Raw genomic sequence first — 24,708 nt, forward strand, 5'->3', positions numbered from 1 at the left:
TCATGACAACTCTTTCGGGCAAAACCGCACTGGTCACCGGCTCCACCAGCGGCATCGGTCTGGGCATCGCATTGAGCCTGGCCAAGGCCGGCGCCAACCTGATCCTCAATGGTTTCGGCGATGCCTCCACGGTCATCACCGAGGTGCAACAGTTCGGCGGCAAAGTCGGCCATCACCCGGCCGACGTCAGCGATCCCGCGCAAATTGCCGAGATGATCGCTTACGCCGAGCGTGAGTTCGGCGGCGTCGACATTCTGGTGAACAACGCCGGCATCCAGCACGTGTCTGCGGTGGAAGACTTCCCCGTGGAGCGCTGGGATTCGATTATTGCGATCAACCTGTCGTCGGTGTTTCACAGTACGCGATTGAGCCTGCCAGGCATGCGCGCCAAGGGTTGGGGGCGGATCGTCAACATCGCCTCGGTGCACGGCCAGGTCGGTTCGGTGGGCAAGGCCGCTTATGTCGCGGCCAAGCACGGGGTGATCGGCCTGACCAAAGTCGTCGGCCTGGAAACCGCTACCAGCAACGTCACCTGCAACGCCATCTGCCCGGGCTGGGTGCTGACCCCGCTGGTGCAAAAACAGATCGACGACCGCGCCGCCACAGGCATTGACCCACAGCAGGCGCAACATGATCTGCTGGCCGAGAAACAGCCGTCGCTTGCGTTCGTCACGCCGCCACAATTGGGCGAACTGGTCTTGTTTTTATGCAGCGAAGCCGGCAGCCAGGTGCGTGGCGCGGCGTGGAATATTGATGGTGGGTGGTTGGCGCAGTAAAAGGCCAGTTAGGGCATCTTGTGGCGAGGGAGCTTGCTCCCGCTGGTCCGCGAAGCGGGCCCAAATTGGTCGACACGTTCTTCCAATGGCAACGCGTTCACCATTTTACGACTGCTGCGCAGCCGAGCGGGAGCAAGCTCCCTCGCCACAATAGCCAGCGAGCGTGCAATAAAAAACAAGAGGCCAACCATGTCCAATATCCTCTGGAAACCCAGCGCCCAGCGCATCAGCAAAACCCGCATGGATGCCTTCCGGCGCTTCAGCAATCAACGGCACAACCTTGCCCTCGCGGACTACCCGGCGCTGCATCAATGGAGCATCGATCAGCGCGAAGACTTCTGGCAGGCCATCGTCGATTTCTTCGAGATCACGTTTCACCAGCCACCGAGCACGGTGTTGCGTGAAGGCCCACAGATGCCCAGCGCCGAGTGGTTTCCCGAGGCCACACTGAACTTTGCCGAACACCTGCTGCGTCGTCGCGATGACGCAACCGCGGTGATTGCCATCGCCGAAAACGGCCAGCGCGAAACCCTGAGCTACTTTGAGCTGGCCGAGCACGTCGCCGGCCTGCAAAAGAGCCTGCGGGACGCGGGCGTCGGCCCGGGTGATCGGGTGGCGGCGTGCATGCCAAACACCTGGCAAACCCTGGTGGGCATGCTGGCGACCACCAGCCTGGGAGCGATCTGGTCCTGCTCCTCGCCGGATTTCGGCACCCATGGGGTGATCGATCGCTTTGGCCAGATCGAACCGAAAGTGCTGATGACCTGCGCCGGCTATCGCTACGCCGGCAAAGAGATCGACCAGACCGCCAAGGTCAATGAAATCCTCGAACGTCTACCGTCGCTGCAGCAACTGATCATCGTCCCGTACGCCCGGCCACAGGCCCGCATTGAAGACTACAACACTCAAGCCAGGGTCGCGCTGTGGGATGAGTTTTACCGCAAGGGCGGTGAGCCCGTCTTTGTCGCGGTGCCCTTCGCCCACCCGCTGTACATCCTCTATTCCAGCGGCACTACCGGCGTGCCGAAATGCATCATCCACAGCGTCGGCGGTGTGCTGCTGCAACACGTCAAGGAACACGGTTTGCACGTCGACCTCGGGCCTGACGACCGACTGTTCTACTACACCACCTGTGGCTGGATGATGTGGAATTGGCTGGTCTCGGCATTGGCGGTCGGCAGCAGTGTGGTGCTGTACGACGGCTCGCCTTTCCATCCCGGTCCGCAACGCTTGATCGACCTGATCGACAGCGAAGCCATCAGCGTCTTCGGCACCAGCCCCAAATACCTGGCGACGCTTGAAAGCAATGAAATCCAGCCGCGCCTCAGCCATGACTTGAGCAGCCTGAAAACCGTGCTCTCGACCGGCTCGGCACTGTCGCCGCAAAGCTACGATTATGTTTATCGCGAGATCAAAAGCGAGTTATGCCTGTCGTCGATGTCCGGCGGCACCGACATCGTTTCCTGCTTCGTCGCCGGCAATCCGGTCCTGCCGGTCCGCCGTGGCGAGATGCAGTGCAAGGGCCTGGGCATGGCTGTTGAAGTCTGGAACGAGGCAGGCCAACCGGTGATCGGCGAAAAAGGCGAGTTGGTCTGCACCCGGCACTTTCCGGCGATGCCAATCGGCCTGTGGAGTGACCCGCACCAGGAAAAGCTCCGCGCATCGTATTTCAGTCAGTTCCCCGGCGTCTGGGCCCAGGGCGACTACGCCGAACAACGGCCCAACGGCAGTTGGCTGATCCACGGCCGCTCCGATGCAGTGCTCAACCCCGGCGGCGTGCGCATTGGCACAGCGGAAATCTATCGACAGGTGGAAAAAGTCCATCAGGTCCTGGACTCGGTTGCCATCGGCCAGCAATGGCAGGATGACGTGCGCGTCGTGTTGTTTGTGCGCCTGTGTGAAGGCGTGACCCTGGATGACAACCTTGAGCAAGAGATTCGCCAGGTCATCCGTGCCAACACCACACCTCGGCACGTGCCGGCGAAGATTGTCGCGGTGACGGACATTCCGCGCACCATCAGCGGCAAGGTTGTCGAGTTGGCAGTCAGAAATGTCGTGCATGGCCAACCGGTGAAAAACACCGATGCACTGGCCAATCCCGAGGCATTGGAGCAATTTCGCAATCGGCCGGAGCTGACGAACTGAGAATCCGTGTAGGAGCTGGCGCAGCCTGCGATCTTTTGATTTTAATAAACGAAAAAATCGCAGCCTTCGGCAGCTACGGGAATGTCAGTCCACCAGTCCCCATTCACCGGTTTCGGTGGATGGGATTTCGGTTTTTGGTAAACCGTCCGCGTGCAACTTCAGGCGCAAGCGCAGGTTGTTCGGTGAGTCAGCATTCTTCAATGCCTGCTCCTCATCGATAACGCCCTCGATCACTAGCGCAAACAACGCGCCATCAAAGGTTTGCATGCCGAGGTTCACAGACTTTTCCATGATGCCCTTGAGCTCTCCCAGTTCATTGCGGCGAATCAGGTCAGCGATGGTCGGTGTACCCAGCATGACCTCCACTGCCGCGCGGCGCTGGCCATCTCGGGTCCGCACCAGTCGTTGGGAAACGAAGGCCTTGAGGTTGTTGCCCAGGTCATTGAGCAACTGCACACGCCGTTCTTCAGGGAAAAAATTGATGATCCGGTCCAGCGCCTGATTCGCGTTGTGGGCGTGCAAGGTGGAGATCACCAAGTGCCCGGTGTCGGCAAAGGCCAGCGCGTGCTCCATGGTTTCGCGGTCGCGGATTTCGCCGATCAGCACCACATCCGGCGCCTGGCGCAGGGTGTTCTTCAAGGCCGCGTGAAAGCTGCGCGTATCAACGCCGACCTCGCGCTGGTTGATGATTGATTTTTGATGGCGATGGATATATTCCACCGGGTCTTCGATGGTGATGATGTACCCGCTGCTGTGGCGATTGCGGTAATCGATCAACGCCGCCAGCGAGGTCGACTTGCCCGAATCCGTGGCACCGACGAACAACATCAGCCCCTGTTTGAGCATCACCGTCTCAAGCAGCACGGCAGGCAGTTTGAGGTCTTCAAAACGTGGGATATCGAGTTTGATGTTGCGCACGACGATCGACACGTCGTTGCGCTGTTTGAAGATATTGACCCGAAAGCGCCCGACGCCGACCAGAGAAATCGCCAGATTCATTTCCAGCTCGCGGTCGAACTCCACGCGCTGCTCGGCGTCCATAATGGCCTCGGCAATCCGGGCGATTTCGCCAGACTTGAAGGCCTCGCGGGTCAACGCTCGAAGCACACCATTAAATCGCCCGGTGGGCGGTGCTCCAGTAGACAGGTAAAGATCGGAGCCCTCCTGGCTGGCCAGCATTCTGAGCAACGAGTGAATTTCCATGGCAAAAAAATATCCGTTAAACCTTCCTTTGAACGAAAATCGCCAGGGCGCGCCACTTTTCACGCGTCCAAGCGTCTACTTCTTCGAAGAATAGTAGATGCCCTGGTACCTACATAAAGTACCGACACGTAGTATCAACACGTAGCACCGACCTGATGCAGGAACCCCAATGAACGGATCCCCTACCGGCGACGCCCAGGCCCTGATTGCCCGACTCGACTGGGCACAAAGCCCGCTGGGCTCTGCCAGTCAATGGCCGCAGAGCCTGCGCACCGCAGTGGACATCGTGATTCACTCGCCCATGCCCATGCTGTTGTTATGGGGGCCGGAGCTGTCGCAGATCTACAACGACGGCTTTGCACTGCTGGCCGGCAACAAGCATCCGCACGCTTTCGGACAACCCACGCACCAGACATGGCCAGAACTGAAAGACTTCACGGACCCCATTTATAGCGCTGTCCTACAGGGCCAAGTGCGGTCCTACAGCGAGCAGCGCTTCAACCTGCAACGCGATAGCGGTGAATCGGATTTCTGGCTGGACCTGACCTACAGCCCGATTCGCGACGAGCGTGGGCTGGTCGCCGGAATCCTGGTCACCGCCATCGAAACCAACGAACGCCGACGCATCGCCCTGGAGCTCAAACAACGCTCGGAGGCCAGCCTCAAGGCCCAGCACGAAACCGAAGAGCGCCTGCAACTGGCCCTGGCCGCCACCGACGCAGTGGGCACCTGGGACTGGGACATCAACGAAGACCGCTTCATTGCCGACGCTCATTTCGCCCAGCTGCATAGCGTTGACCCGGCCCTGGCCAGCCAGTTGCCCATCACCGAGTACCTCAGTGGCGTGCACCCGGAAGACCGGGCCATGGTCACCCGCAGCATCAAGCAATGCATTAGCCATGGCGGCGAATACGCCGAGGAATACCGGCTGCTGCAAGCCAGTGGCGAAGTGCGCTGGGTGTTTGCCCGTGGCCGCTGCTACAAGGATCACCACGGTCGGCCCCTGCGTTTTCTCGGCGCCGCCCTGGACCTGACCGAGCGCAAGCACACTGAACAAGCGTTACGGCAGAGCCAGACCGAACTGCAACTGATCATCAACGCCATGCCGGTGCTGATCGGTTATGTCGATCATGAACAGCGCTTTCGCCTGAACAACAGTGCGTACCTGGACTGGTATGGCATGACCCCGCAAGAGCTGTACGGCAAAACCATTCGCGAAATACTCGGCGATGAACTCTATGCCACCCGCGTCGAACAGATCAGCGCCGCACTGGCTGGCAAAGCCTGCAGTTTCGAGGCCTACTCGCCGCATCGCGACGGCCGTGCGCGTTATGCGCTGATGAAATACCTGCCACGCTTTGGCCCCGACGGCGCGGTGAATGGGTTCTACATCTTCGTGATCGACGAATCCGAGCGTAAACAGACGGAGGAAGCCTTGCGCAACCTCAACGAAACGCTGGAGGAACGGGTTGACGCGCGCACCAAGGCGCTGGCCGAAGCCAACCATCGCCTGCAAAACGAGATGTTCGAGCGCGAACGCGCCGAAGACGCGTTGCGGCATGCGCAAAAAATGGAAGCCGTCGGCCAACTCACCGGCGGTATCGCCCACGACTTCAACAACATGCTGACCGGGATCATTGGCAGCCTGGACTTGATGCAACGCTATATCGCTGAGGGTCGCAGCGACGAAATCGGTCGTTTCGCCGATGCGGCCGTCTCGTCGGCCAATCGCGCAGCAGCCCTGACTCACCGGCTGCTGGCGTTCTCCCGCCGACAGTCGCTGGACCGCCAACCGCTCGACCCCAACACGCTGGTGCGCTCGTTCGAAGAGCTGTTGCGCCGCACCAAGGGCGAACACATCGAGCTGAAGTTTCAGCTCGCGCCTGAAGTGTGGCCGGTCAACACCGATGCCAGCCAACTGGAAAACGCCCTGCTCAACCTGGTGATCAACGCTCGCGATGCGATGCCGGAGGGCGGTGAGCTGCTGATTGAAACGGCCAACAGCTACCTCGATGGCAGCGACATCAGCACGCTTGAGCCGGTCAAGGCTGGCGACTATGTGATGCTCGGCGTGCGCGACAACGGCGCCGGCATGACCCCGCGCGTACTGGCCAATGCCTTCGATCCGTTCTTCACCACCAAACCCATCGGCCAGGGCACCGGGCTGGGGTTGTCGATGATTTATGGCTTCGCCCAACAATCCGGTGGCCATGTGACCCTCAGCAGTGAGCCGGGGCAAGGCACGACGGTGCGCCTGTATTTACCGCGCCTGCACAACGCGCCTCAGCACACCTCGCCGGCTGCCGTCAGCCTGGGCAGTGCCTACGCGACCGCGGGCGAGTCGGTGGTGCTGGTCGAGGACGATCCGGCGGTGCGCATGCTGGTACTCAATGTCCTTAACGAATTGGGCTACATCACGTATGAGGCGCAAGACGCGAAAAGCGCCCTGCCGCTGCTGGAGTCGGACCTGCGGATCGATCTGCTGGTGACCGATGTCGGCCTGCCCGGCATGAATGGCCGGCAACTGGCGGAAATCGCCCGCCAGCATCGGCCAGGGCTCAACGTGTTGTTCATGACCGGTTACGCGGAAAAAGCCGCCGAGCGTCAAGGCTTTCTCGATGTGGGCATGGACCTGCTGGCCAAACCCTTTACCCTTGAACAACTGGCCGGCAAGATTCGCCACATGATCCGCCGAACCGGATGAATTGAGGCATAATCGCGCCCCGCCGCCACAACCGCTCCAAGGTAACTGCCCCAATGAAAGCTCAAGCCCGCCACATTCTGGTGAAAACCTCAGATGAGGCCGAACAGCTCAAACAACGCATCGCCAAGGGCGAGGCCTTCGATGTGCTGGCCAAGAAGTATTCCATTTGCCCGTCCGGCAAACGCGGTGGCGACCTGGGCGAAGTTCGGCCCGGGCAGATGGTCGGCGCAATCGACGCAGTGATTTTCAAGAAACCGCTGCGTGTCGTGCACGGGCCAATCAAGAGCAAGTTCGGGTATCACCTGGTGCAGGTGTTTTACCGGGATTGAGAACACAGGGCCCTGTGGCGAGGGAGCTTGCTCCCGCTGGGCGGCGAAGCCGTCCTAAAACCAGCAATCGCGTTTCAACAGACAAAACACATAACCCTGTTGGCGGCTGCCTCGCAGCCGAGCGGGAGCAAGCTCCCTCGCCACATTGACCCTATTTCAGCCTCGGGGAATCAGCGCCCCCGGCACTTGAATCACCCGACTCGCCAACCGATGCCCGGCCTCTGCGGCTTCTGCGGGGCTTGCGCCACGGAGCCGACTGGCCAGGTACGCCGCGCTGAACGAATCCCCCGCCGCCGTAGTGTCCACCACCCGCTCGACGCGCTGCGCCGGGACCTCGAACGAATCACCGTCATAGCGAATCAGACACGACTCGGCTCCGCGCTTGAGCACCACTTCCGGCGTACCCAACTGTTCGTAGGCCGCGAATACCGCCGCACAATCGCAAAAGTGGAACAGCGCCTGTTCATCGTCCACCGTCAGCAATGCCAGATCGACGTAGGGCAAGACTTCGCGGTACGCCGTCCGAGCCTGTTCGACGCTGCTCCACAAACGCGGCCGGTAGTTGTTGTCGAAGACAATCCGCGCATCACGCTGGCGAGCCTCGATCAGCGTTTCGATGAGTTTTTTGCGCCCTTCTTCGCCCAGTACCGCCAGGGTGATGCCACTGAAATACAGCACATCGTAATCCGGCAGCGCCGCAAGAATCGGCGCCGCCGCCGGCGTGGTGAAGCAATCGCGCACGGCGGCTTCATTGCGCCAATAGAGGAAACGACGTTCACCCGACGCATCGGTCTGGATGCAGTACAAACCCGGCAAACGCCCTGGTAGCCGCTGGACCATGCCCAGGCCGATACCCTCTTCGGACCAGCTCTGGCACATGGCATCGCTGAAACTGTCATCGCCCAGCGCGGTGACGTAATCCACCGTGGCCCCATCGCCCAATTCGCGAGACAGGTAGACCGCAGTGTTCAGGGTGTCGCCGCCAAAACTCTGTTGCAGGCTGCCGTCGGCGCGCTGTTGTAGCTCGATCATGCACTCGCCGATCAAGGCAATGCGCGGGGTATCGGGGCCGAGGGGGCTGATGGTGTTCATGGTTGTGGTGTCTCTGGTGATTCAATGTTGTCTAGCCGGCCGTCATCGCGAGCAGGCTCGCTCCCACAGGGATCTTGTGAACGCTGGAGATCCAATGTGGGAGCGAGCCTGCTCGCGATGGCCGCGCTGTGGTCTCAAACCTTAAAAACAGGTTTCCATGCTTTCGATGACGTTCAACTGTCCGTCCACCAGCAGGCCGGTGCGCCATTTGTCGAAGGTCAGGCATGGGTGAGAAGTGCCAAACGAAATGATGTCACCCACGCGCAACTCAACCCCGGGCGCGACCGTCATGAACGCATGCTGATCCATCACCGCCGTCACTGTGCAGGCACTGACGTCATCACCGATGGCCGGCACCACACCCGCCCGGTAACGCAGCAATGGCACCGGCAACCCGGCGTCATACGCCACATCGCGCTTGCCCAGGGCGATCACTGCAAAACCCGGCTCCGGCAACGACTGCACATGGGCCCAGACTTCCAGCGCCGGGCGCAGACCTTCATGCAAGTCGCTACGACGATCGAGCACGCAGCATTGCGCTTCCTTGTAGATACCATGGTCGTGCGCCACATAACTGCCGGGACGCAGCACACTGAGGAAACGTCCGGCGGCGTTCTGGGCTTCGAAGGACTCGGCGATCAGGTCGTACCAGGCCGAACCCGAGGCGGTGATGATCGGCTTGGCGATGGCGAAAGCTCCGCTGTCTTGCAACTGCACCGCGAGGCGCACCAGGGACGCCGCAAATTCGCGGATGCCACTGACCGCCTGGTCGCCGTGAATCACCCCTTCGTAGCCTTCAATGCCGGTCAACGCCAACCCCGGTTGCGCCTTGATCGCGGCGGCCAGCGCCAGCACTTCGGCTTCGCTGCGGCAACCACAACGGCCGCCGACCACGCCGTACTCGATCATCACGTTCAGGCGCAGACCGCGCGCGGCGAAAAAGGCCCCGAGGTCGGCAACGTTGTCCGGGTGATCGACCATGCAGTGGAAGTCGAATGTCGGGTCCGCCAGCAACTCGGCGATCAGTGCCATGTTCGGCGCCCCCACCAGCTGATTGGCCATCAACACCCGGCGCACGCCATGGGCGTAGGCGGCGCGGGTCTGCACCGCGGTGGCCAGGGTGATACCCCAGGCGCCCGCCTCCAGCTGGCGGCGAAACAGAGACGGAGTCATGCTGGTTTTGCCGTGCGGCGCCAGTTCGGCACCGCTGTTGCTGACGAACGCCTGCATCCAGCGAATGTTGTGCTCCAGCGCTTCGCGGTGCAGCACCAGCGCCGGCAGGCTGACGTCACGCACCAGGTTGGCACCGGGTTGGCCGGTGCCCTTTTCCACGGCGGCGATGTTCAAGGCAGAAGACATGTTCTAACTCCTCACACGCGGCCGCGAACGGCCACTGTTATTCGTTGATGCGACGGGCCAGGTTGTTCGCGCTGTCGATCAGCACCCGGCGATAGTCGTTGTAGTTGTTCTTGGCATCGGCCCTTGGGGCGACGATGCACAGGGTCGCAATAGCCACGCCGCCAGGGTCTTTCACCGGGGCGGCGAAGCAATGGGTAAAAGTGTCGGCGACGCTATCGAAGGAGAAGAAACCGTCGATACCGGCCTGACGGATTTCCGCCAGAAAACGTTCCCACGGCAGACGTTCACCGCCCGGCAGGATGAAGTCATCCTCATCAATCAGGTCGATGATTTCCTGGTCGCTCAAGTGCGCCAGCAACAAGCGCCCGGAGGCGGTCCACGGAATCGGTGCGTTCTCGCCGATGTCCGAGGAAATGCGGAAATGCCGCTCGCCCTCCTTCATCAGCGCCACCGTGTATTTGCGCCCGTTGAGCAGGCACATCTGCGCGGTTTCGCGGGTCTGGCTGACGATCTCCTGCAAGGCGTGATCGGCCTCGCGACTCAGATCGAAATGACGCAAATGCGCCTGACCGAGAAAGTACAGTTGCCGGCCGAGGTAGACGTGACCTTCCTTGCCCACCGGTTCGAGAATCCGTCGCTCAAGCAGGGACGCCACCAGCTCGTAGACCGTGGATTTCGGACTGCCGATACCGCTGGCGATATCATTCGGGCGCAGTGGCTGGCCGATTTCCTTGAGGAAATCGAGAATATCGAACGCCCGGTCCAGACCGCGAGCCCGGCGCTTGATGGTGTCTTCGGTCATGTCATCAGGTTCCCATTCAGAGTGCCGGGAGTTTACCTAGAGTGCTGCATTGACTGTTAGGCCGCCATCGCGAGCAGGCTCGCTCCCACATTGGAATGCGTTCCTCTGTGGGAGCGAGCCTGCTCGCGATGGGTGCGCCTCGGTTCAGGCCTTGTTCTTGTACGCGATGCAATCAATCTCGACCTTGCAGTCGACCATCATGTTCGCCTGCACGCAGGCCCGGGCCGGTGCGTGTTCCGGGCTGAAGTACTCGGAAAAAACCTTGTTGAAGCTCCAGAAATCCCGTGGGTCCTCCAGCCACACGCCGGTGCGCACCACGTCTTCGAGGCCATAACCGGCTTCTTCGAGGATCGCGATCAGGTTGCGCATGGTCTGGTGAGTCTGCTCGACGATCCCGCCGACAATGATTTCGCCATCCACCGCCGGCACCTGGCCAGACACATGCAGCCAGCCATCGGCTTCGACTGCGCGTGCAAAGGGACGGGGCTGGCCGCCACCGGCGGTGCTACCCGTGCCGTAACGAGTAATGCTCATGAGTGTTGCTCCTGATTCGAAATTGACTGTTAAAAACGAGTGTTCTTGAGAAACTCCGCCAGGCGCGGAGATTGCGGGCGTTCGAACAGCTCCTTGGGTGGACCTTGCTCTTCGATACGCCCCTGATTCATGAAAACGATCTTGTCCGAGACTTCAAAGGCAAAACGCATTTCGTGGGTCACCAGCAGCATGGTCATGCCATCCTCGGCCAGGCCCTTGATCACGCTCAATACTTCGCCGACCAGTTCCGGATCGAGTGCCGACGTCACTTCATCGAACAGCATCAGGCTGGGGTTCATCGCAATCGCCCGGGCAATCGCCACGCGCTGTTGCTGACCACCGGACAACTGACCCGGATAATGGTCGCGGCGTTCCAGCAGGCCGACGCGCTCCAGCCATTTTTCTGCCAGCACCACCGCTTCGTCCTTGTGCAGCTTTTTGACTTTGAGCAGGCCCAGGGTGACGTTCTGCAACGCCGTCAGGTGCGGAAACAGGTTGAACTGCTGGAACGCCATGCCGGTCATGGCCCGGTGCTGGGCGATGACTTTTTCCGAGTGACGCACGCGCTTGCCGTTGACCTCGTGATAACCGATGGACTCGCCATCGAGCAGGATCCGCCCGCCCTGGAACTCTTCGAGCATGTTCACGCAACGCAGCAGTGTGGTCTTGCCCGAACCGCTGGAGCCGATCAGCGTGACCACGTTGCCGCGCTGCATCGTCAGGTCGACGCCCTTGAGCACTTCGAGCGGACCGTATTGTTTGTGCAGCCCGCGAATGTCCAGCAGGGCCTGGCTAGTGTTCTGTGTCGAAACTTGAGCTTGAGTCATGGCAAGGCCACCCGCTTTTCAATCTGCCGCCCGAGCAACTCGATGGCGTAGTTGATGATAAAAAAGAGAAAACCGGCGAACAGGTAGAACTCCAGGGTCATGAAGGTCCGGGCGATCACCTGCTGGGTACTGAGCAGCAACTCGGCCACACCGATCACCGAGAGCAAGGTCGAGGCCTTGACGATTTCGGTCGATGAGTTGACCCAGGTCGGCAATATCTGCCGCAACGCCTGAGGCAGCAGCACGTAACCGAGGGCCTGAAAAAACGTCAGGCCGATGGCCTTGCTCGCTTCCATCTGCCCACGCGGCAACGCTTGCAACGAGCCGCGAACGATCTCGGCAACGTGAGAGCCGCAGAACAGCGTCAACCCGAGGACACCAGCCTGGAACGCATCGATCTGCCAGCCCAGCGCCGGCGCCATATAGAAGCAGGCCAGCACCAGTACAAACACCGGCGTGCCGCGGATCAGGTCGACGTAAAAACGAAACGGCGCACGCATCCAGAACTTGCCATAGGTCAGCACCAGCCCGGCAACGATGCCGATCAGAGTGCCCAGCAATATCGCCAGGACGGAACACTGCACACTGGTCAGAAAACCCGACCACAGGGTTTCGCGGGCGACCCACAATTCATGCAACCAGCTTGGGGACTCGTACATGGCAGCCTCCTAACGGCGAATCGCCAGACGCTGCTCGAGGTAACGCAGCAGCATCGCGATGAGATAACAGGCCGCAACATAGAGCGCCGTCGTCACCAGCCAGGTTTCAATCACCCGGTAGCTTTCAACGTTGATCTTGCGCGCGTAATAGGTCAGCTCCGGCACGGCAATCGCCGCCGCCAGGGAGGTGTCCTTGAACAGCGAAATGAAGTTGTTCGAGAGTGCCGGCAGCACGTTGCGCAACATCACCGGCACGGTGACGTACGCCTTGACCTGCCACTCTCCCAGACCAATCGCCAGCCCGGCTTCGCGCAGGCCTTTAGGGATGCTCAACAACCCGGCGCGGAATACTTCGGTCAGGTACGCCCCGGCATACAACGACAGGGTGATGATGAACGACGGGAGCTTGTCCAGCCGGATGCCCACGCTTGGCAACGCGAAGTAGATCAACAGAATCAACACCAGAATCGGCGTGTTACGGATCACCGTGACATACACCGACGCCAGTACCCGCAATGCGCGGTGCTTCGAGAGCAAAGCAAACGCCATCAGCAGGCCGATCACGCAACCGATGGCGATCGACACCAGCGCCAGTTCAAGGCCCAGGCCGAGCCCCGCCAGCAAGGTGTCGAAGTCGCGCCAGACGGCAGCAAAGTTCAACTGATAGTTCATGGTCAGCAGTACCTTGAGCGGGGCGCGAACGCCCCACTCTCACCGGATCATTTGAATTCGACGGGGAAGCCAATCTCTGGAGACGGAAGATCGACGCCAAACCACTGCTTGAAGGACGCCGCGTAGGTCGGGAACTCAACGCCGGTCATGGCTTCATGCAAGACGGTATTGACGAAGTTCAGCCAGTCCTGATCGCCGCGTTTGACCGCACAGGCGTAGGTCTGTGGACTCCAGGCGTACGCCGGGCTGCGATAGCGGCCGGGATTCTGCACCATCAGGTACTTGATCGAGGACTGGTCGGTGGCGGCGGCATCGGCCCGGCCCGAATTCACGGCCTGGTAGATCAGGTCCTGGCTGTCGTACTGATCGACCTTGGCCTTGGGCAGCGCCTGGTGCACCAACTCTTCGGCATAGACGTTTTGCAGCACGGCCACGGTGACGCTGTCGCCGGCGGCCCGCATGTCTTCGATTTCCTTGTACTTGCTGTTGGCCGGCAGCAACAGGGCCACGCCTTCACGGTAGTACGGCAGGGTGAACGCCACTTGCTGCGCACGGCTGGCGGTGACGGTAATGAACTGGCAACTCATATCGACCTTATCGGTCAGCAGGTTGGGAATCCGCGCATCGGACGACTGCACCACGAACTCGACCTTGCTCGGGTCATTGAACAAACCCTTGGCGACCATCCGCCCGATGTCGATATCAAAACCCTGCAACTTGCCGTCCGCACCCTGGAAGTGCCATGGCGCGTTGGTGCTGCCCGTACCCACAATCAAATGCCCGCGCTTCAACACATTGTCGAGCTTGCTGTCCGCCGCCTGGGCAAGGCCCACGGCAGAGGCTGAAGCCGCAAAGAGAAAAACGCACGCTGTAAACAAGGAAAGTCGACGCTGCATGACGGGCACTCCAGGATGATGTGTATTCCGCTATACCGGAACTTGGTATGTAACAACGGAATAGACAGCAGAAAGTGTGCCACAGGCCTGCAGGGAAATCCCACGGCAATTGAAATATGTATTGAATCAACGGGATGCGCGAAAGCGCGAAATCGGCGTTACCAAACGACGCAGCGCACAAGCGCTACCGTTGGCTACAGACGCGGGTACTTGGGCCACATTGGGGGGGCACATTATTCAAATTCGGGTGTTTAACGCTTAACGGCCTCGTCATAAACTTTTCCTCGCTCCCTCTTCCCTACTGCGATAACCGTCACAACCAACACCTCATCCACCACTCGATACACCAACCGGTATCCAGCACTACGAAGCGTGATCTTGTATGCATTGCCCAGTCCACTCAACCGATCCGCTGGAACGTGCGGGTTAACCAGTCGCTCCTGAAGCTTCTTCTTGAACTGTTCCCTCAATGTCGCGCCAAGCTTTTGCCACTCCTTCCACGCTTTTTCAGAAAACTCCAGTTCATAGGTCATCGAGAGAAACCTTGATCGTTGGATCGTTTTCTCGTTCGCGGGAAAGGGCGACCAGTTCCATGTCCTCAAGTCGGTCCATCATCGCTTCATACTCTTTGGCAGGGACGCAGTAGAAAGCGGGTTCATTTCGGTTAAGAATCGCAACGGACAACCCGCCACCAGCAGCGACCGTCCCCATGGGGTTTTTCTTCAGTTCGGAAATGCTCGCTACCACTTGAGAAAGCACGATGTGTGTCATGACGCTGCTCCTTGAAGTGCTTTTAATAGCGCCAAAAATAGCACTCTGAACAGCATCTGGCTTCTACCCTTTTGTCATAAGCGTCGCAATACCTTGTCGGCAGTGCCTGATTCAGAGCCCTACCTGTCAACTCTGACAGTAGACGCGCCCTGCGGACGGCATTAGCGTTATTGCGCGCCTTCTCTTCGTCTTGCGGCTGAACAAGGAAGACTTCAATGAGCCCGATCGCCAACCATCTCGCACCGCAATACCGCCGGGCATTGAAGACCTATCGCCCGGTCGTCCTGTATTTCGGCAATCAGCATTGTTATGCCTGCGAAGTCGCCGGGCCGATTTTTCGGGCAACAGCCAAGGCCTATAAAGATCGCGCCGAGATCTACATGTTGAATACCGGTGAATCTCCCCGCCACCCCGAGGTCACCGGCACCCCCACCGTGTTGTTCTATCGCGACGCAAGACTCTTGAAGAAACTCAAAGGCTTTGAAAATGCAGAGGCCCTGGAGGCTGTCTTTACCCGCCTCATTGGCAAGGCACGTCGCACCTCTGTGGTGCGCAAACCTCGCCATGATCTGTCGTGGTTGCGGCAGACCCTCGGCACTTTGCGCACCGTTGCGCGAGCGCATCAGCTGCTCGCTCATCGAGCCACCGTCATCAGCAAAAATCGCTGAGCAGCTCAAAAGCGTATTGGACAACCCTCCGATCCACTGCTTTCATTCAATGGACCGATTGAAAAATGTTCGCTCAACCCGTGAGGTGCGAGCAGCGTATCGGTTCAGGAGGGTCAATGTCGTTCAAAGTCATGATGGTTTTCGGCACCCGCCCGGAAGCCATCAAGATGGCCCCGCTGGCCCGGGTTCTGCGTCACTGGCCCGGCATCGAGTTGAACATCTGCTCCACCGGCCAGCACCGGGAAATGCTCAAGCAGGTGCTCGACTCGTTCGAGTTGACGGTCGATGAAGACTTGCAGGTGATGACCCAGGGCCAGTCCCTCAACGGCCTCTCCGAACAACTGCTGGTGCACCTCGATAAGGCCTATGAACGCGTGCAACCGGACATCGTGCTGGTCCACGGCGACACCACGACCAGTTTCATCGCCGCCCTCGCCGCCTTCTATCGCCATTTGCCCATCGGCCATGTCGAGGCCGGTCTGCGCACCGGTAACTTGCGCGCCCCCTGGCCGGAAGAAGCCAACCGACACCTGACCGCGGTCATTGCCGACCTGCACTTTCCACCGACCACCAAGGCCGAAGACAACCTGCTGCGCGAAGGCGTGCTCAAGGCCAACATCGAAGTCACCGGCAACACGGTGATCGATGCACTGGTGTGGATGCGCAATCACCAGCAGGACACCCACTGGCACCCGGCCGTCGACTCGCCGCTGGCGGTGCTCGACGACACTCGGCGAATGGTCTTGATCACAGGGCATCGCCGGGAGAACTTCGGCGGTGGTTTCCGCAACATCTGCCTCGCCCTTGCCACCCTCGCAGAGCATTACCCCGATGTGCAATTCGTCTACCCGGTGCACCTCAATCCGCAGGTGCAAAACGCGGTGTATAGCGTGCTTTCCAACAAACCCAACATTTATCTGATTGCGCCGCAGGATTACCAGCATTTCGTCTGGCTGATGGGACACGCGCATTTCATCCTCACTGATTCCGGTGGCATCCAAGAGGAAGCCCCGGCCATCGGCAAACCGCTGCTGGTACTGCGCGATGTCACCGAACGGCCTTCCGTGCTCGAAGGCGGCACCGTGCTGCTGGTGGGCACCGATACCGACCGCATCGTCAAGGAGGCCAGCCTGTTGCTCGATGACGACGCCACGTTCCAACGCATGAGCCGCATTCACAGCCCGTATGGCGATGGCCACGCCAGCGAACGTATCGCCAATCGCCTCTGCATCTGGCTGAAACACCGCTCGGTGGCGGGTAAAGCAGTATGAGCCTGGGGCTTGTCGATTTTTTTGCATATGTACTGTTTGGCCTGAAATACCTTGCGATCACCTTGGCCTTGTTGATGTTCGTGCTGGGTCTGGATGACCTGTTCATCGACCTGATTTACTGGAGCCGCAAACTGATCCGGCGCTGGCGGATCTACGAAAAATACAAGCGCGCCGATGAACAGCGGCTGTATGAGATCCCCGAGAAACCCCTGGCGATCATGGTCCCGGCGTGGAACGAAGTCGGCGTGGTCGGTGAGATGGCGCGGCTCGCGGCTTCGACCCTCGACTACGAGAACTACCAGATCTTTGTCGGCACCTACCCCAACGACGCCGAGACCCAGGCCGACGTCGATGCCGTGTGCCAGCACTATCCCAACGTGCATAAAGTGGTCTGCGCCCGACCCGGGCCGACCAGCAAGGCTGACTGCCTGAACAACATCATCGACACGATATTTCGTTTTGAAAGCGAAGCGAAAATCGAGTTCGCCGGGTTCATCCTGCACGATGCCGAAGACGTGATTTCGCCCATGGAATTGCGCCTGTTCAATTACCTGCTGCCGAGCAAGGACCTGGTCCAGATTCCGGTCTACCCCTACGCGCCGCAATGGAACGGCTTCACCGCCGGGCACTATGTCGATGAATTCGCCGAGAACCACGGCAAGGACGTGATCGTGCGCGAGGCGCTGACCGGCCAGGTGCCGAGCGCTGGTGTGGGCACCTGTTTCAGCCGCAAGGCGATCAGCGCCCTGCTGGAAGACGGCGATGGAATCGCCTTCGACGTACAGAGCCTGACCGAAGACTACGACATCGGTTTCCGCCTCAAGCAAAAAGGCATGAAGTGCATCTTCGCCCGCTACTCGGTCACCGACCCGAAACTGGCGCTGGAACAGAAGTGGGTCCTGGGTATGAACCGCGTGTTCTCCCAGGTCATTTGCGTACGCGAACATTTCCCGCGTGATCTGCAACACGCGATCCGGCAAAAATCGCGCTGGATCGTCGGCATCGTGTTCCAGGGCACCAAAAACCTCGGCTGGAGCAGCAAGGGCTCGCTGAACTATTTCCTCTGGCGCGACCGCCGGGGCCTGATCGCCTACCTGCTGAGCTTTATGGTCAACCTGTTGCTTCTGGTGTTGCTGAGCATGTGGCTGGTGACGCTGCTCTCCCCCGAGGCCTGGCGTTTCCCCTCCATCCTGTCCGAAAGCCCATTGCTGTCGACGCTGCTCTGGCTCAATGGCCTGATGCTGCTCAACCGTCTGTTCCAGCGCGCCTGGTTCGTCACCCGCTTCTACGGTCTGGGTCAGGGCCTGCTGTCGGCGCCACGGATGATGTGGAGCAACTTCGTCAATTTCTTCGCCAACCTGCGCGCCTTGCGTCAGGTGATGGAAATGGGTGATTCGCGCCGCGTGGCCTGGGACAAAACCACCCACGAGTTCCCTGCCCTGGCCAAGGCCCAACGCACACCGCTGGGTCATCGACTGGTCGAAAAAGGCCTGCTGACCGAAGAGCAACTGGAAGCCGCGATCACCAACCCGGTGCGCCGCCGCCTCGGTCATGAACTGCTGCTGCGCGAGCACATCAACAGTACCCAACTGGTCGAAACCCTGGCCGAGCAACTGGACCTGGAATGGGCGCCGCTCAATCCGTTCAAGCTCGACAAACAGCTGATCGAGCGCATGCCGCGCAAAGTCGCGACCCACTACGGCGTGTTGCCGGTCGCCGAAGAAGGCAAAACCCTGGTGCTGGCCTCCGAAGGTCCGGTCAGCCAGGTTTCCCTGGGCGCCATCAGCCGTCAATTGAAACGCCCGGTTCGCTGCCGTCTGGCACCGCAGGGCCGAGTCACGCTGGGTATCCGCTACTGGTACCCGAGCCCGCTGCAAAACGAGGAAGTCCGTCACATGCTGTACGTGCTTGAGCGTCATCAGGACGATGAAGCCCTGTTGGAGCGCGTCGGCCACCACCAGATATTGCTCGGCAATCTGCTGCAAGTGCGCGGCATGGTCCCGGCAACGCTGTTCAATCAAGCGCTGATCGACTTCGACGCTGAGCGCATGTCGCTGGGTGATCACCTGATCGAACGCGGCATGATCACCCCAGAGATTCTGCAACAGGCGCTGGCCGAGCAATCCGCTGAACAACAAGCGGCTTTCCGCATTGCCCGGGAGGTCGCATGAGGTCAGGTATTCGTCATCACGTGGCGCTCGGCAGCCTGTTGCTGAGCCTGAGTGCCGCCAGTTGGGTAGAAGCGGCGCCACTGAGCGATTTCGAGCAGTTCCGCAGCTTCCCCTACATGGACCGCAGTTACCGCGAAGCAAAAAAAGGCAACTGGGCTGAAGTCGAACGACTGATGCGCCACTTGCTGGCCAAGGTCCCGAAAAACGACGAGGCCAGGGCGATGTTGGTCGAGGCCCTGGCCAAACAACGGCGCTACAAGGACGCCGTCCAGGCGTTGCCGGACAACCCGGAAAACAGCGACGCCCTGCTCAATCTGCGCCTGACCTGGATCGAACAGGACCCGCCGACCTCCGAACAGGTCGAAAACTGGATGGCCACCAGCCCCCTCAATCAGCGTGTGCAACTGTGGCAGGCCTACAGTTTGAGCCTGGCCAAGTTCGGTGGTGCGCTCAAAGCCCGCAACTGGCTGGCGCAACTGTCGCCAAAGGGTGATGACAGCATCCTGCGTCTGGCCCGCTCCAACTGGTCCGAGCAACTGCGCGACTCGAACGGCACCATCGAGGAGCTCGCACCGTTGGCCGCGCGTAAACAACTCGATGCCGAAGGCTGGCAACGGCTGGCCAACGCCTATGTGCAACGTCTCGAAGAAAAGCCCTTGCAGGACCTGTTGCAGCAGGCGCCGACCCCGGAAGCGGCACGCAAGGCGCGTCTGGCGATGGTCGATCGAGCGATTGCCATGGGCCACGTCCAACAAGCCCAACGCTGGATGCAATCACTGCCGGCCGCCGACCTTGCCGATCCGGCCCAACGCCAACGGCTGTGGGAACTGGCGCGGCAAACCGGCGACACGTCGACCGTGCAACGTCTAAGCAGCGAGTTGCAGCGCCCGTGCCTGGAAACCGCAGAATGGCTGTCGCGTCGCGACCCGCAAGCGGCACTCGTCCAGTTGCGTGGCTGCTCGCCCAGTGATGATCCGCAGACCTGGCTAGTCCTTGCGCAACGCCTGCAAGCCACCGACCTGCTGCAAAGCCAGCGCCTGCCCGAACCCTGGGACAGCAAACGCCGCGAGCGTTTGCTTGATGTCTGGCAGGCACAGGGACAAAACGACAAAGTCATGGCCTGGCTCGCCAGCCAACCGCAAACCGGCGACGTGGTGAAGCGCCGTGCCGAGCTGCTTCAGGCGCTGGGCCGTAACCGCGAAGCGGCGATGCTGTGGGAACGGCATTACCAGCTGACCGGCAACCTCGGTTCACTCAATCAAGCCACCTACCTGGCGCTTAACAATGGCCAGCGTGATCACGCGCAGCAGTTGCTGGAAGAGGCCTTTGACCGCCACGGCGCACGCTTGCCGGCGGCCATGTTGCAGCGTCTGGCCGGGCTCTACGGCTCGTCGTCGACGTCGACTCCTGCCCAGCAGGAACGCATGGCCTTGTTGTTAAACCGGGTCGACGCTGCGACACGCGGCCAATTGCTCGGACAACTGGCAGAGAACGGCCAGTGCGACGCGGTACGCCAGGCGATCGGTGCGCAGCCCGCCGATGCCGGCGAATTCCGTGCCCTGGGTCGCTGCGCCATGCCCAACCTGCCGGGTGAAGCGGTGGTCTATTACCAGGCTGCACAAAAGCTCGGTGATCGCGCCAGTCGCTTGCCGCTGGCCTACGCCCTCGAAGCGTCCGGCGACTCGGCAGGCGCTCTGCGCATCTGGCGCAGCGTGCCGGACAGCGCGCTCACCGAGAATGCCCGCCTCACCGCCAGCCGCAGCGCATTGACTGTTGGTGACACCCACGCCGCCGAACACTATTGGCAGCAAAGCAGCACCCGTGGCAGTAACGAATGGGCTCTTGGCGCGGCGATCGCCCAGGCCCAGGGCAACAACGCACTGGCCCTTGAGCGTCAGCGTCAGGCCTTACAGCAATCCCCTGACGCCGGGCATTTCTATGCCGCCTCGGTGACCGCGCAAAAGGCCGGCGATCTGCCGCAAAGCACAGCGTGGCTGGCCGAAGCGGTCCGTCGCGACCCGAAAAACCCGCGCTACAGCGCCGACTACGGCATGCGCCTGGCCGGGGCCGAAACCCGGCAAGAACGGGCCCGCGCCATCCCGTATCTGCAAACCGCGACCGGTAACTTCCCTGAAGACTACAGCCTCGGTGAAACCCTGGCCTGGCGCTACGACGAAGTCGAAGACAGCGCCTCGGCACGCAAGGAACTGCGCCGGGTCATCGATCTGGAGCAGAACCCGGTGGCCGGTGATGACGACAGCGGCAGCCTTGAAGCGCGCCGCTATCGTCAGCGGCGCGCTCACGAAACCCTGTCCAGACGTGACAGCCGAACCCTTGCCAGCACCTGGTCACCGGCCGGGGTTTCGACCAACGACATCCTGCGCCCCGACAATACCCAAGGCACTGCGCGCCACGCCGCCTCGCAAAACGTGCAAATCGCGATGTGGGACCATGCCCTGGGTGATGAACCAAGCCGCGCCGGCAGTACGCTGTCGGTGTATGGCCGGGCGTTGCTGGGTGGCGCGGGTCGCTCCAGTTACGCAGAATCCGTCGGCACAGGCCTGGGCTTGCGCTACAAACCCTGGGGTACGGCGAACATCAACTTTTACGCCGAGGTCTACAAACAGAACACGTTCAACGACCAGGACAAGCAAGGCCTGAGTCTGGGTGAGCTCCTCAACCCGAATCAGCTCTGGGACCAGCTCAACGACCACCGTAAAGACGGCCACACCGACACCGACTATCTGCTGCGCGCCACCGCTTCGTTCCTCGATCAAGGCCGGTTCCGCAACGATTGGCGGGTCGATGAAAGCGACTGGGAAGAGCGCTTTCTCTACCTCGACGCGGCGTGGTGGACCAAGGCCGGCGACCATCAATGGCTGTCGCGTTTCCAGCAAGGACACGCCTGGAAGCTGCCGTTCAACAGCGCGCAAACCCTCATGCCGTATGGCTTCCTCGAGTTCGCCAGTCAGGACCCGAGCAATGACTGGCGCCAGGACCTGCGTACCGGTCTCGGCCTGCGTTGGCAATGGTGGTTCGACGATGACATCTACAACGCCTACCGCGCGCACCTGACCGTGCGCACCGAGTATCAGCAATCGTTGGGCGGCAATTTGTATGAAGGTGGCAATGGTGTGCTACTGGGCGTGGAGCTGAACTTCTGATGACTCGACTGATGCTTTTTCTCTGCCTGCTGTTGCTTGGCAGCCAACAGGTTCGCGCCGATGAGCGGATTTTCTTTCAACCGTTGAATGTCGATGCCAGCCTGAGTCAGGCGCAATGGCGACAGGTCTGGCAGGCCAGCGCCAAACAAGGCGCGACCACCGTCATCGTACAGTGGACGGCGTACGGTGATTCGGTCTTTGGCGAAGCCAACGGCTGGCTCGCCAACAGTCTGCGCGAGGCCCATGCTCAGGGGTTGAAACTGGTGCTCGGCCTGTCCATGGACCCGGCGTATTACCAGCGTATCGACCAGCTCGACAGCGCCGGGCTGGCGTCCTACTGGCAAGTACAGCTTGGGAAGTCACTGGCCCAACAGCAAAAATTGCGCAAAGACTGGAAGCTGCCTGTCAGCGGCTGGTACTTGCCGCTGGAGCTGGATGACGCGCACTTCATGGCGGTCGACAGGCGCGAGCAACTGCAACGGCAACTCCAGGACTTCGCCCGCCAACTCGATGCGCCGCTGCACATCAGCGCGTTCAGTGCCGGCAAGCTGGCACCACAGGTCAATGCAAACTGGCTGGGCGAGCTGGCCAGCAGCGGGATTCAAGTCTGGTGGCAGGACGGCGCCGGCACTGGACGCTTGCCGCCGGTGGTGCGCGACAGTTACGCCAGCGCACTGCCCTGCAGTGTCGGCATCGTGCGTGAAGCGTTCCGCCAGGTCAGCGCCGAAGTCCAACCGTTTCGCGCCGAGCCGGCCACCCCGGACACCCCGCCTCGCGGCTGCCATCCGACGGCGGTCTTCTCCCTGCGCTACCTTCCGTGGGGGCGAGTGATTCTGGACAATCAACATAAAAACAAGGCCAGCGATGTACAACACCGTTGAAGCTCAGAAGTGCTTGAGCGTCGCCAGCACGCGCTCGGCATTCTCCGAACACACCATCCCCTCAGGCCGTGCCTTGACGTTCTCGATGACGCCCAGCAACTTCGCCTTGCTCTGAGCCAGGTGCTGCTGCATCTCTTCGATCTGCTCGACCTTGCGCTCAAGGCTCAGCACCAGTTCGTCATGCCGGAGTTCACCGAGCTTCGGGCTGGTGAGCAGTTGTTTGAGTTCATCCAGGCTGAACCCGGCCTGCTGTGCGCACTGGATGACTTGCAGGGTTTGCACCACCTCTGCCGGGTAGCGTCGATAACCATTGGCCAAACGCTGGACCCGGCCGATCAACCCCTGACTTTCGTAAAAGCGGATGCGCGAAGCCGTCAGTCCGCTTAATTGCGCCAATTCACCAATCTTCATCAGAACCTCATTTCCGCGCTTGACATTAAAGTTAACTTTAAGCTTAGCCTCGTCTCTTTACTGATGAGGAGTCAAGCATGTCACCCTTTAACGCGTTGAATCTGCCCAACGGCCAGACCATCGGCAATCGCATCGCCAAAGCGGCGATGGAAGAAAATCTTGCCGACACCGAACAAGCACCCTCCCAGGCCTTGATGCAGCTCTATCGGGCCTGGGCTGATGGCGAGGCCGGCCTGCTGCTGACCGGTAACGTAATGATCGACCGTCGGGCCATGACCGGTCCCGGCGGCGTGGTGCTGGAAGATGAACGGCACCTTGAACGTTTCCGTCAGTGGGCTGCCATTGGCCGGGCCAAGGGGGCGCAGTTCTGGGTGCAGCTCAATCATCCCGGGCGCCAGACCATGGCCAATCTCGGCCAACCCGCCTGGGCGCCGTCTGCCGTGGCTTTGGAGATGGGACAGTTCTCGAAAATGTTCGCCCAACCTACACCGATGAGCGAAGACGACATCCAGGACGTCATCCAGCGCTTCGCCACCAGCGCCGCCCTGGCCCAAAAAGCCGGTTTTACCGGTGTGGAAATTCACGCAGCCCATGGCTACCTGATCAGTCAGTTCCTGTCGCCATTGAGCAATCGACGGACCGACCGCTGGGGCGGTTCGCTGGAAAATCGTGCACGCTTGCTGATTGAAGTGGTGAGCGCGGTTCGTGCAGCAGTCACGGCAGATTTCTGCGTCGCGGTGAAACTCAATTCCGCCGACTTCCAACGCGGCGGCTTCGATGCCGACGATGCGCGGCAGGTCATCGACATGCTCAACCCGCTCGCCATCGATCTGCTGGAGTTGTCGGGTGGCAGCTATGAAGCCCCGGCAATGCAAGGTGAAGCCCGCGACGGTCGCACCCTGGCGCGGGAGGCTTATTTCCTCGACATGGCCGGTGAACTGGCGAGCCGGGCGAAGATGCCGGTGATGGTCACCGGCGGCATTCGGCGCCTGCCTGTTGTCGAACAGGTGCTGGCCAGCGGCATCGCCATGGCCGGTATCGGCACCGCGCTGGCGGTGGAGCCATTGCTGGTCAAGCTGTGGCGTGAGGGGCACGACAGCCACCCGCAATTGCCGCCGATTACCTGGAAACGCAAACCTTTGGCGGCGCTGGCCAACATGGCCGTCGTACGCTTCCAGATCCAGCGCCTGAGCCGCGGTCGCCAGCCGAAACCCAGCGTTTCGGCGCTCTGGGCGCTGGTCCTCGACCAGGTGTACATCGCCAAACGCACACGCCAGTACCGGGCAGCGATGAGCAAGTAGCCGGATGGCTGCACTGAAACAGCGTGATGGCAAACTGGAATTCCAGCGAAGTTCAACAATACTTCGTCGCAC

General features: G+C 60.7%; 22 protein-coding genes. 10 read left to right on the top strand and 12 right to left on the bottom strand.

The genetic code is table 11. From position 1 onward, the window contains the following. Positions 1-2 precede the first annotated feature (2 nt). Together hbdH and NTD87_RS21645 are read left to right on the top strand one after the other, a co-directional pair. The gene (gene hbdH / locus NTD87_RS21640) at positions 3-776 is read left to right on the top strand and encodes a 3-hydroxybutyrate dehydrogenase (RefSeq protein ID WP_262116220.1); all 774 of its coding nucleotides are present in this window, start codon (positions 3-5) and stop codon (positions 774-776) included. Between the two features lie 189 nt (positions 777-965). Continuing rightward, positions 966-2,921, top strand: a complete 1,956-nt coding sequence (locus NTD87_RS21645) for an acetoacetate--CoA ligase (RefSeq protein WP_262116221.1) — start codon at positions 966-968, stop codon at positions 2,919-2,921. Positions 2,922-3,005: 84 nt separating this feature from the next. On the opposite strand, the gene NTD87_RS21650 is transcribed toward NTD87_RS21645, so the two are convergent. Next, positions 3,006-4,124 (bottom strand): PilT/PilU family type 4a pilus ATPase, encoded by a 1,119-nt coding sequence (locus NTD87_RS21650; RefSeq protein ID WP_262116222.1) that lies wholly within the window; start codon positions 4,122-4,124, stop codon positions 3,006-3,008. A gap of 169 nt (positions 4,125-4,293) precedes the next feature. On the opposite strand from NTD87_RS21650, the gene NTD87_RS21655 reads away from it, so the two are divergent. Further along, positions 4,294-6,828: a PAS domain-containing protein gene (locus NTD87_RS21655; RefSeq protein WP_262116223.1), complete on the top strand. Its 2,535-nt coding sequence runs from the start codon at positions 4,294-4,296 to the stop codon at positions 6,826-6,828. Between the two features lie 53 nt (positions 6,829-6,881). Further along, positions 6,882-7,157: a peptidylprolyl isomerase gene (locus tag NTD87_RS21660; protein WP_262116224.1), complete on the top strand. Its 276-nt coding sequence runs from the start codon at positions 6,882-6,884 to the stop codon at positions 7,155-7,157. A 156-nt stretch (positions 7,158-7,313) separates the two neighbouring features. Here the strand turns inward: NTD87_RS21660 and NTD87_RS21665 are convergent, their stop codons facing one another. The 10 genes from NTD87_RS21665 to NTD87_RS21710 all read right to left on the bottom strand — a co-directional run bounded on the left by NTD87_RS21665 (position 7,314) and on the right by NTD87_RS21710 (position 14,769). Then, entirely contained in the window at positions 7,314-8,249 is a 936-nt protein-coding gene (locus NTD87_RS21665) for a sugar kinase (protein ID WP_262116225.1), read from the bottom strand. Between the two features lie 141 nt (positions 8,250-8,390). Then, positions 8,391-9,608 (bottom strand): amino acid deaminase, encoded by a 1,218-nt coding sequence (locus tag NTD87_RS21670; RefSeq protein ID WP_262116226.1) that lies wholly within the window; start codon positions 9,606-9,608, stop codon positions 8,391-8,393. Positions 9,609-9,645: 37 nt separating this feature from the next. Beyond that, a complete protein-coding gene (locus NTD87_RS21675; RefSeq protein WP_262116227.1) occupies positions 9,646-10,410 on the bottom strand; it encodes an IclR family transcriptional regulator in 765 nt (254 codons plus the stop codon). Positions 10,411-10,554: 144 nt separating this feature from the next. Next, entirely contained in the window at positions 10,555-10,944 is a 390-nt protein-coding gene (locus NTD87_RS21680; RefSeq protein WP_262116228.1) for a RidA family protein, read from the bottom strand. Between the two features lie 29 nt (positions 10,945-10,973). Continuing rightward, entirely contained in the window at positions 10,974-11,771 is a 798-nt protein-coding gene (locus tag NTD87_RS21685) for an amino acid ABC transporter ATP-binding protein (protein ID WP_262116229.1), read from the bottom strand. Next, on the bottom strand, positions 11,768-12,430 hold the full coding sequence (locus NTD87_RS21690) for an amino acid ABC transporter permease (RefSeq protein ID WP_262116230.1): 663 nt from the start codon (positions 12,428-12,430) through the stop codon (positions 11,768-11,770). The genes NTD87_RS21685 and NTD87_RS21690 overlap by 4 nt, the downstream gene beginning before the upstream one ends. Before the next feature lie 9 nt (positions 12,431-12,439). Beyond that, positions 12,440-13,102, bottom strand: coding sequence for an amino acid ABC transporter permease (locus NTD87_RS21695; RefSeq protein ID WP_262116231.1), 663 nt, complete (start codon positions 13,100-13,102; stop codon positions 12,440-12,442). A gap of 47 nt (positions 13,103-13,149) precedes the next feature. Next, the gene (locus NTD87_RS21700) at positions 13,150-13,998 is read right to left on the bottom strand and encodes a transporter substrate-binding domain-containing protein (protein ID WP_262116232.1); all 849 of its coding nucleotides are present in this window, start codon (positions 13,996-13,998) and stop codon (positions 13,150-13,152) included. A 251-nt stretch (positions 13,999-14,249) separates the two neighbouring features. Continuing rightward, a complete protein-coding gene (locus NTD87_RS21705) occupies positions 14,250-14,531 on the bottom strand; it encodes a type II toxin-antitoxin system RelE family toxin (protein ID WP_262116233.1) in 282 nt (93 codons plus the stop codon). After that, positions 14,521-14,769 carry a type II toxin-antitoxin system Phd/YefM family antitoxin gene (locus NTD87_RS21710; protein ID WP_262116234.1) on the bottom strand — a complete coding sequence of 83 codons (249 nt, stop codon included), beginning with the start codon at positions 14,767-14,769 and terminating at the stop codon, positions 14,521-14,523. The genes NTD87_RS21705 and NTD87_RS21710 overlap by 11 nt, the downstream gene beginning before the upstream one ends. 215 nt (positions 14,770-14,984) lie before the next feature. On the opposite strand from NTD87_RS21710, the gene NTD87_RS21715 reads away from it, so the two are divergent. From NTD87_RS21715 to NTD87_RS21735, 5 genes are all read left to right on the top strand, one after another. Continuing rightward, complete coding sequence (locus tag NTD87_RS21715) at positions 14,985-15,437, top strand: thioredoxin family protein (protein WP_262116235.1); 453 nt, start codon at positions 14,985-14,987, stop codon at positions 15,435-15,437. Between the two features lie 116 nt (positions 15,438-15,553). After that, positions 15,554-16,708, top strand: coding sequence for a non-hydrolyzing UDP-N-acetylglucosamine 2-epimerase (gene wecB / locus NTD87_RS21720; protein ID WP_262116236.1), 1,155 nt, complete (start codon positions 15,554-15,556; stop codon positions 16,706-16,708). After that, positions 16,705-18,879 (top strand): cyclic di-3',5'-guanylate-activated glycosyltransferase NrfB, encoded by a 2,175-nt coding sequence (nrfB, locus tag NTD87_RS21725; protein WP_262116237.1) that lies wholly within the window; start codon positions 16,705-16,707, stop codon positions 18,877-18,879. Before wecB ends, nrfB begins: the two co-directional genes overlap by 4 nt. Next, on the top strand, positions 18,876-22,043 hold the full coding sequence (locus NTD87_RS21730; RefSeq protein WP_262116238.1) for an NfrA family protein: 3,168 nt from the start codon (positions 18,876-18,878) through the stop codon (positions 22,041-22,043). The genes nrfB and NTD87_RS21730 overlap by 4 nt, the downstream gene beginning before the upstream one ends. Further along, the gene (locus NTD87_RS21735; protein WP_262116239.1) at positions 22,043-22,924 is read left to right on the top strand and encodes a DUF4434 family protein; all 882 of its coding nucleotides are present in this window, start codon (positions 22,043-22,045) and stop codon (positions 22,922-22,924) included. The genes NTD87_RS21730 and NTD87_RS21735 overlap by 1 nt, the downstream gene beginning before the upstream one ends. Positions 22,925-22,927: 3 nt before the next feature. On the opposite strand, the gene NTD87_RS21740 is transcribed toward NTD87_RS21735, so the two are convergent. Next, positions 22,928-23,335, bottom strand: coding sequence for a MerR family transcriptional regulator (locus NTD87_RS21740; RefSeq protein WP_262116240.1), 408 nt, complete (start codon positions 23,333-23,335; stop codon positions 22,928-22,930). A gap of 77 nt (positions 23,336-23,412) precedes the next feature. Here NTD87_RS21740 and NTD87_RS21745 point away from each other — a divergent pair, with 77 nt between their 5' ends. Continuing rightward, positions 23,413-24,636 carry an NADH:flavin oxidoreductase/NADH oxidase family protein gene (locus tag NTD87_RS21745; protein WP_262116241.1) on the top strand — a complete coding sequence of 408 codons (1,224 nt, stop codon included), beginning with the start codon at positions 23,413-23,415 and terminating at the stop codon, positions 24,634-24,636. Positions 24,637-24,708 lie beyond the last annotated feature (72 nt).

This window comes from Pseudomonas sp. 6D_7.1_Bac1 (assembly GCF_025465945.1).
Taxonomy (GTDB): domain Bacteria; phylum Pseudomonadota; class Gammaproteobacteria; order Pseudomonadales; family Pseudomonadaceae; genus Aquipseudomonas.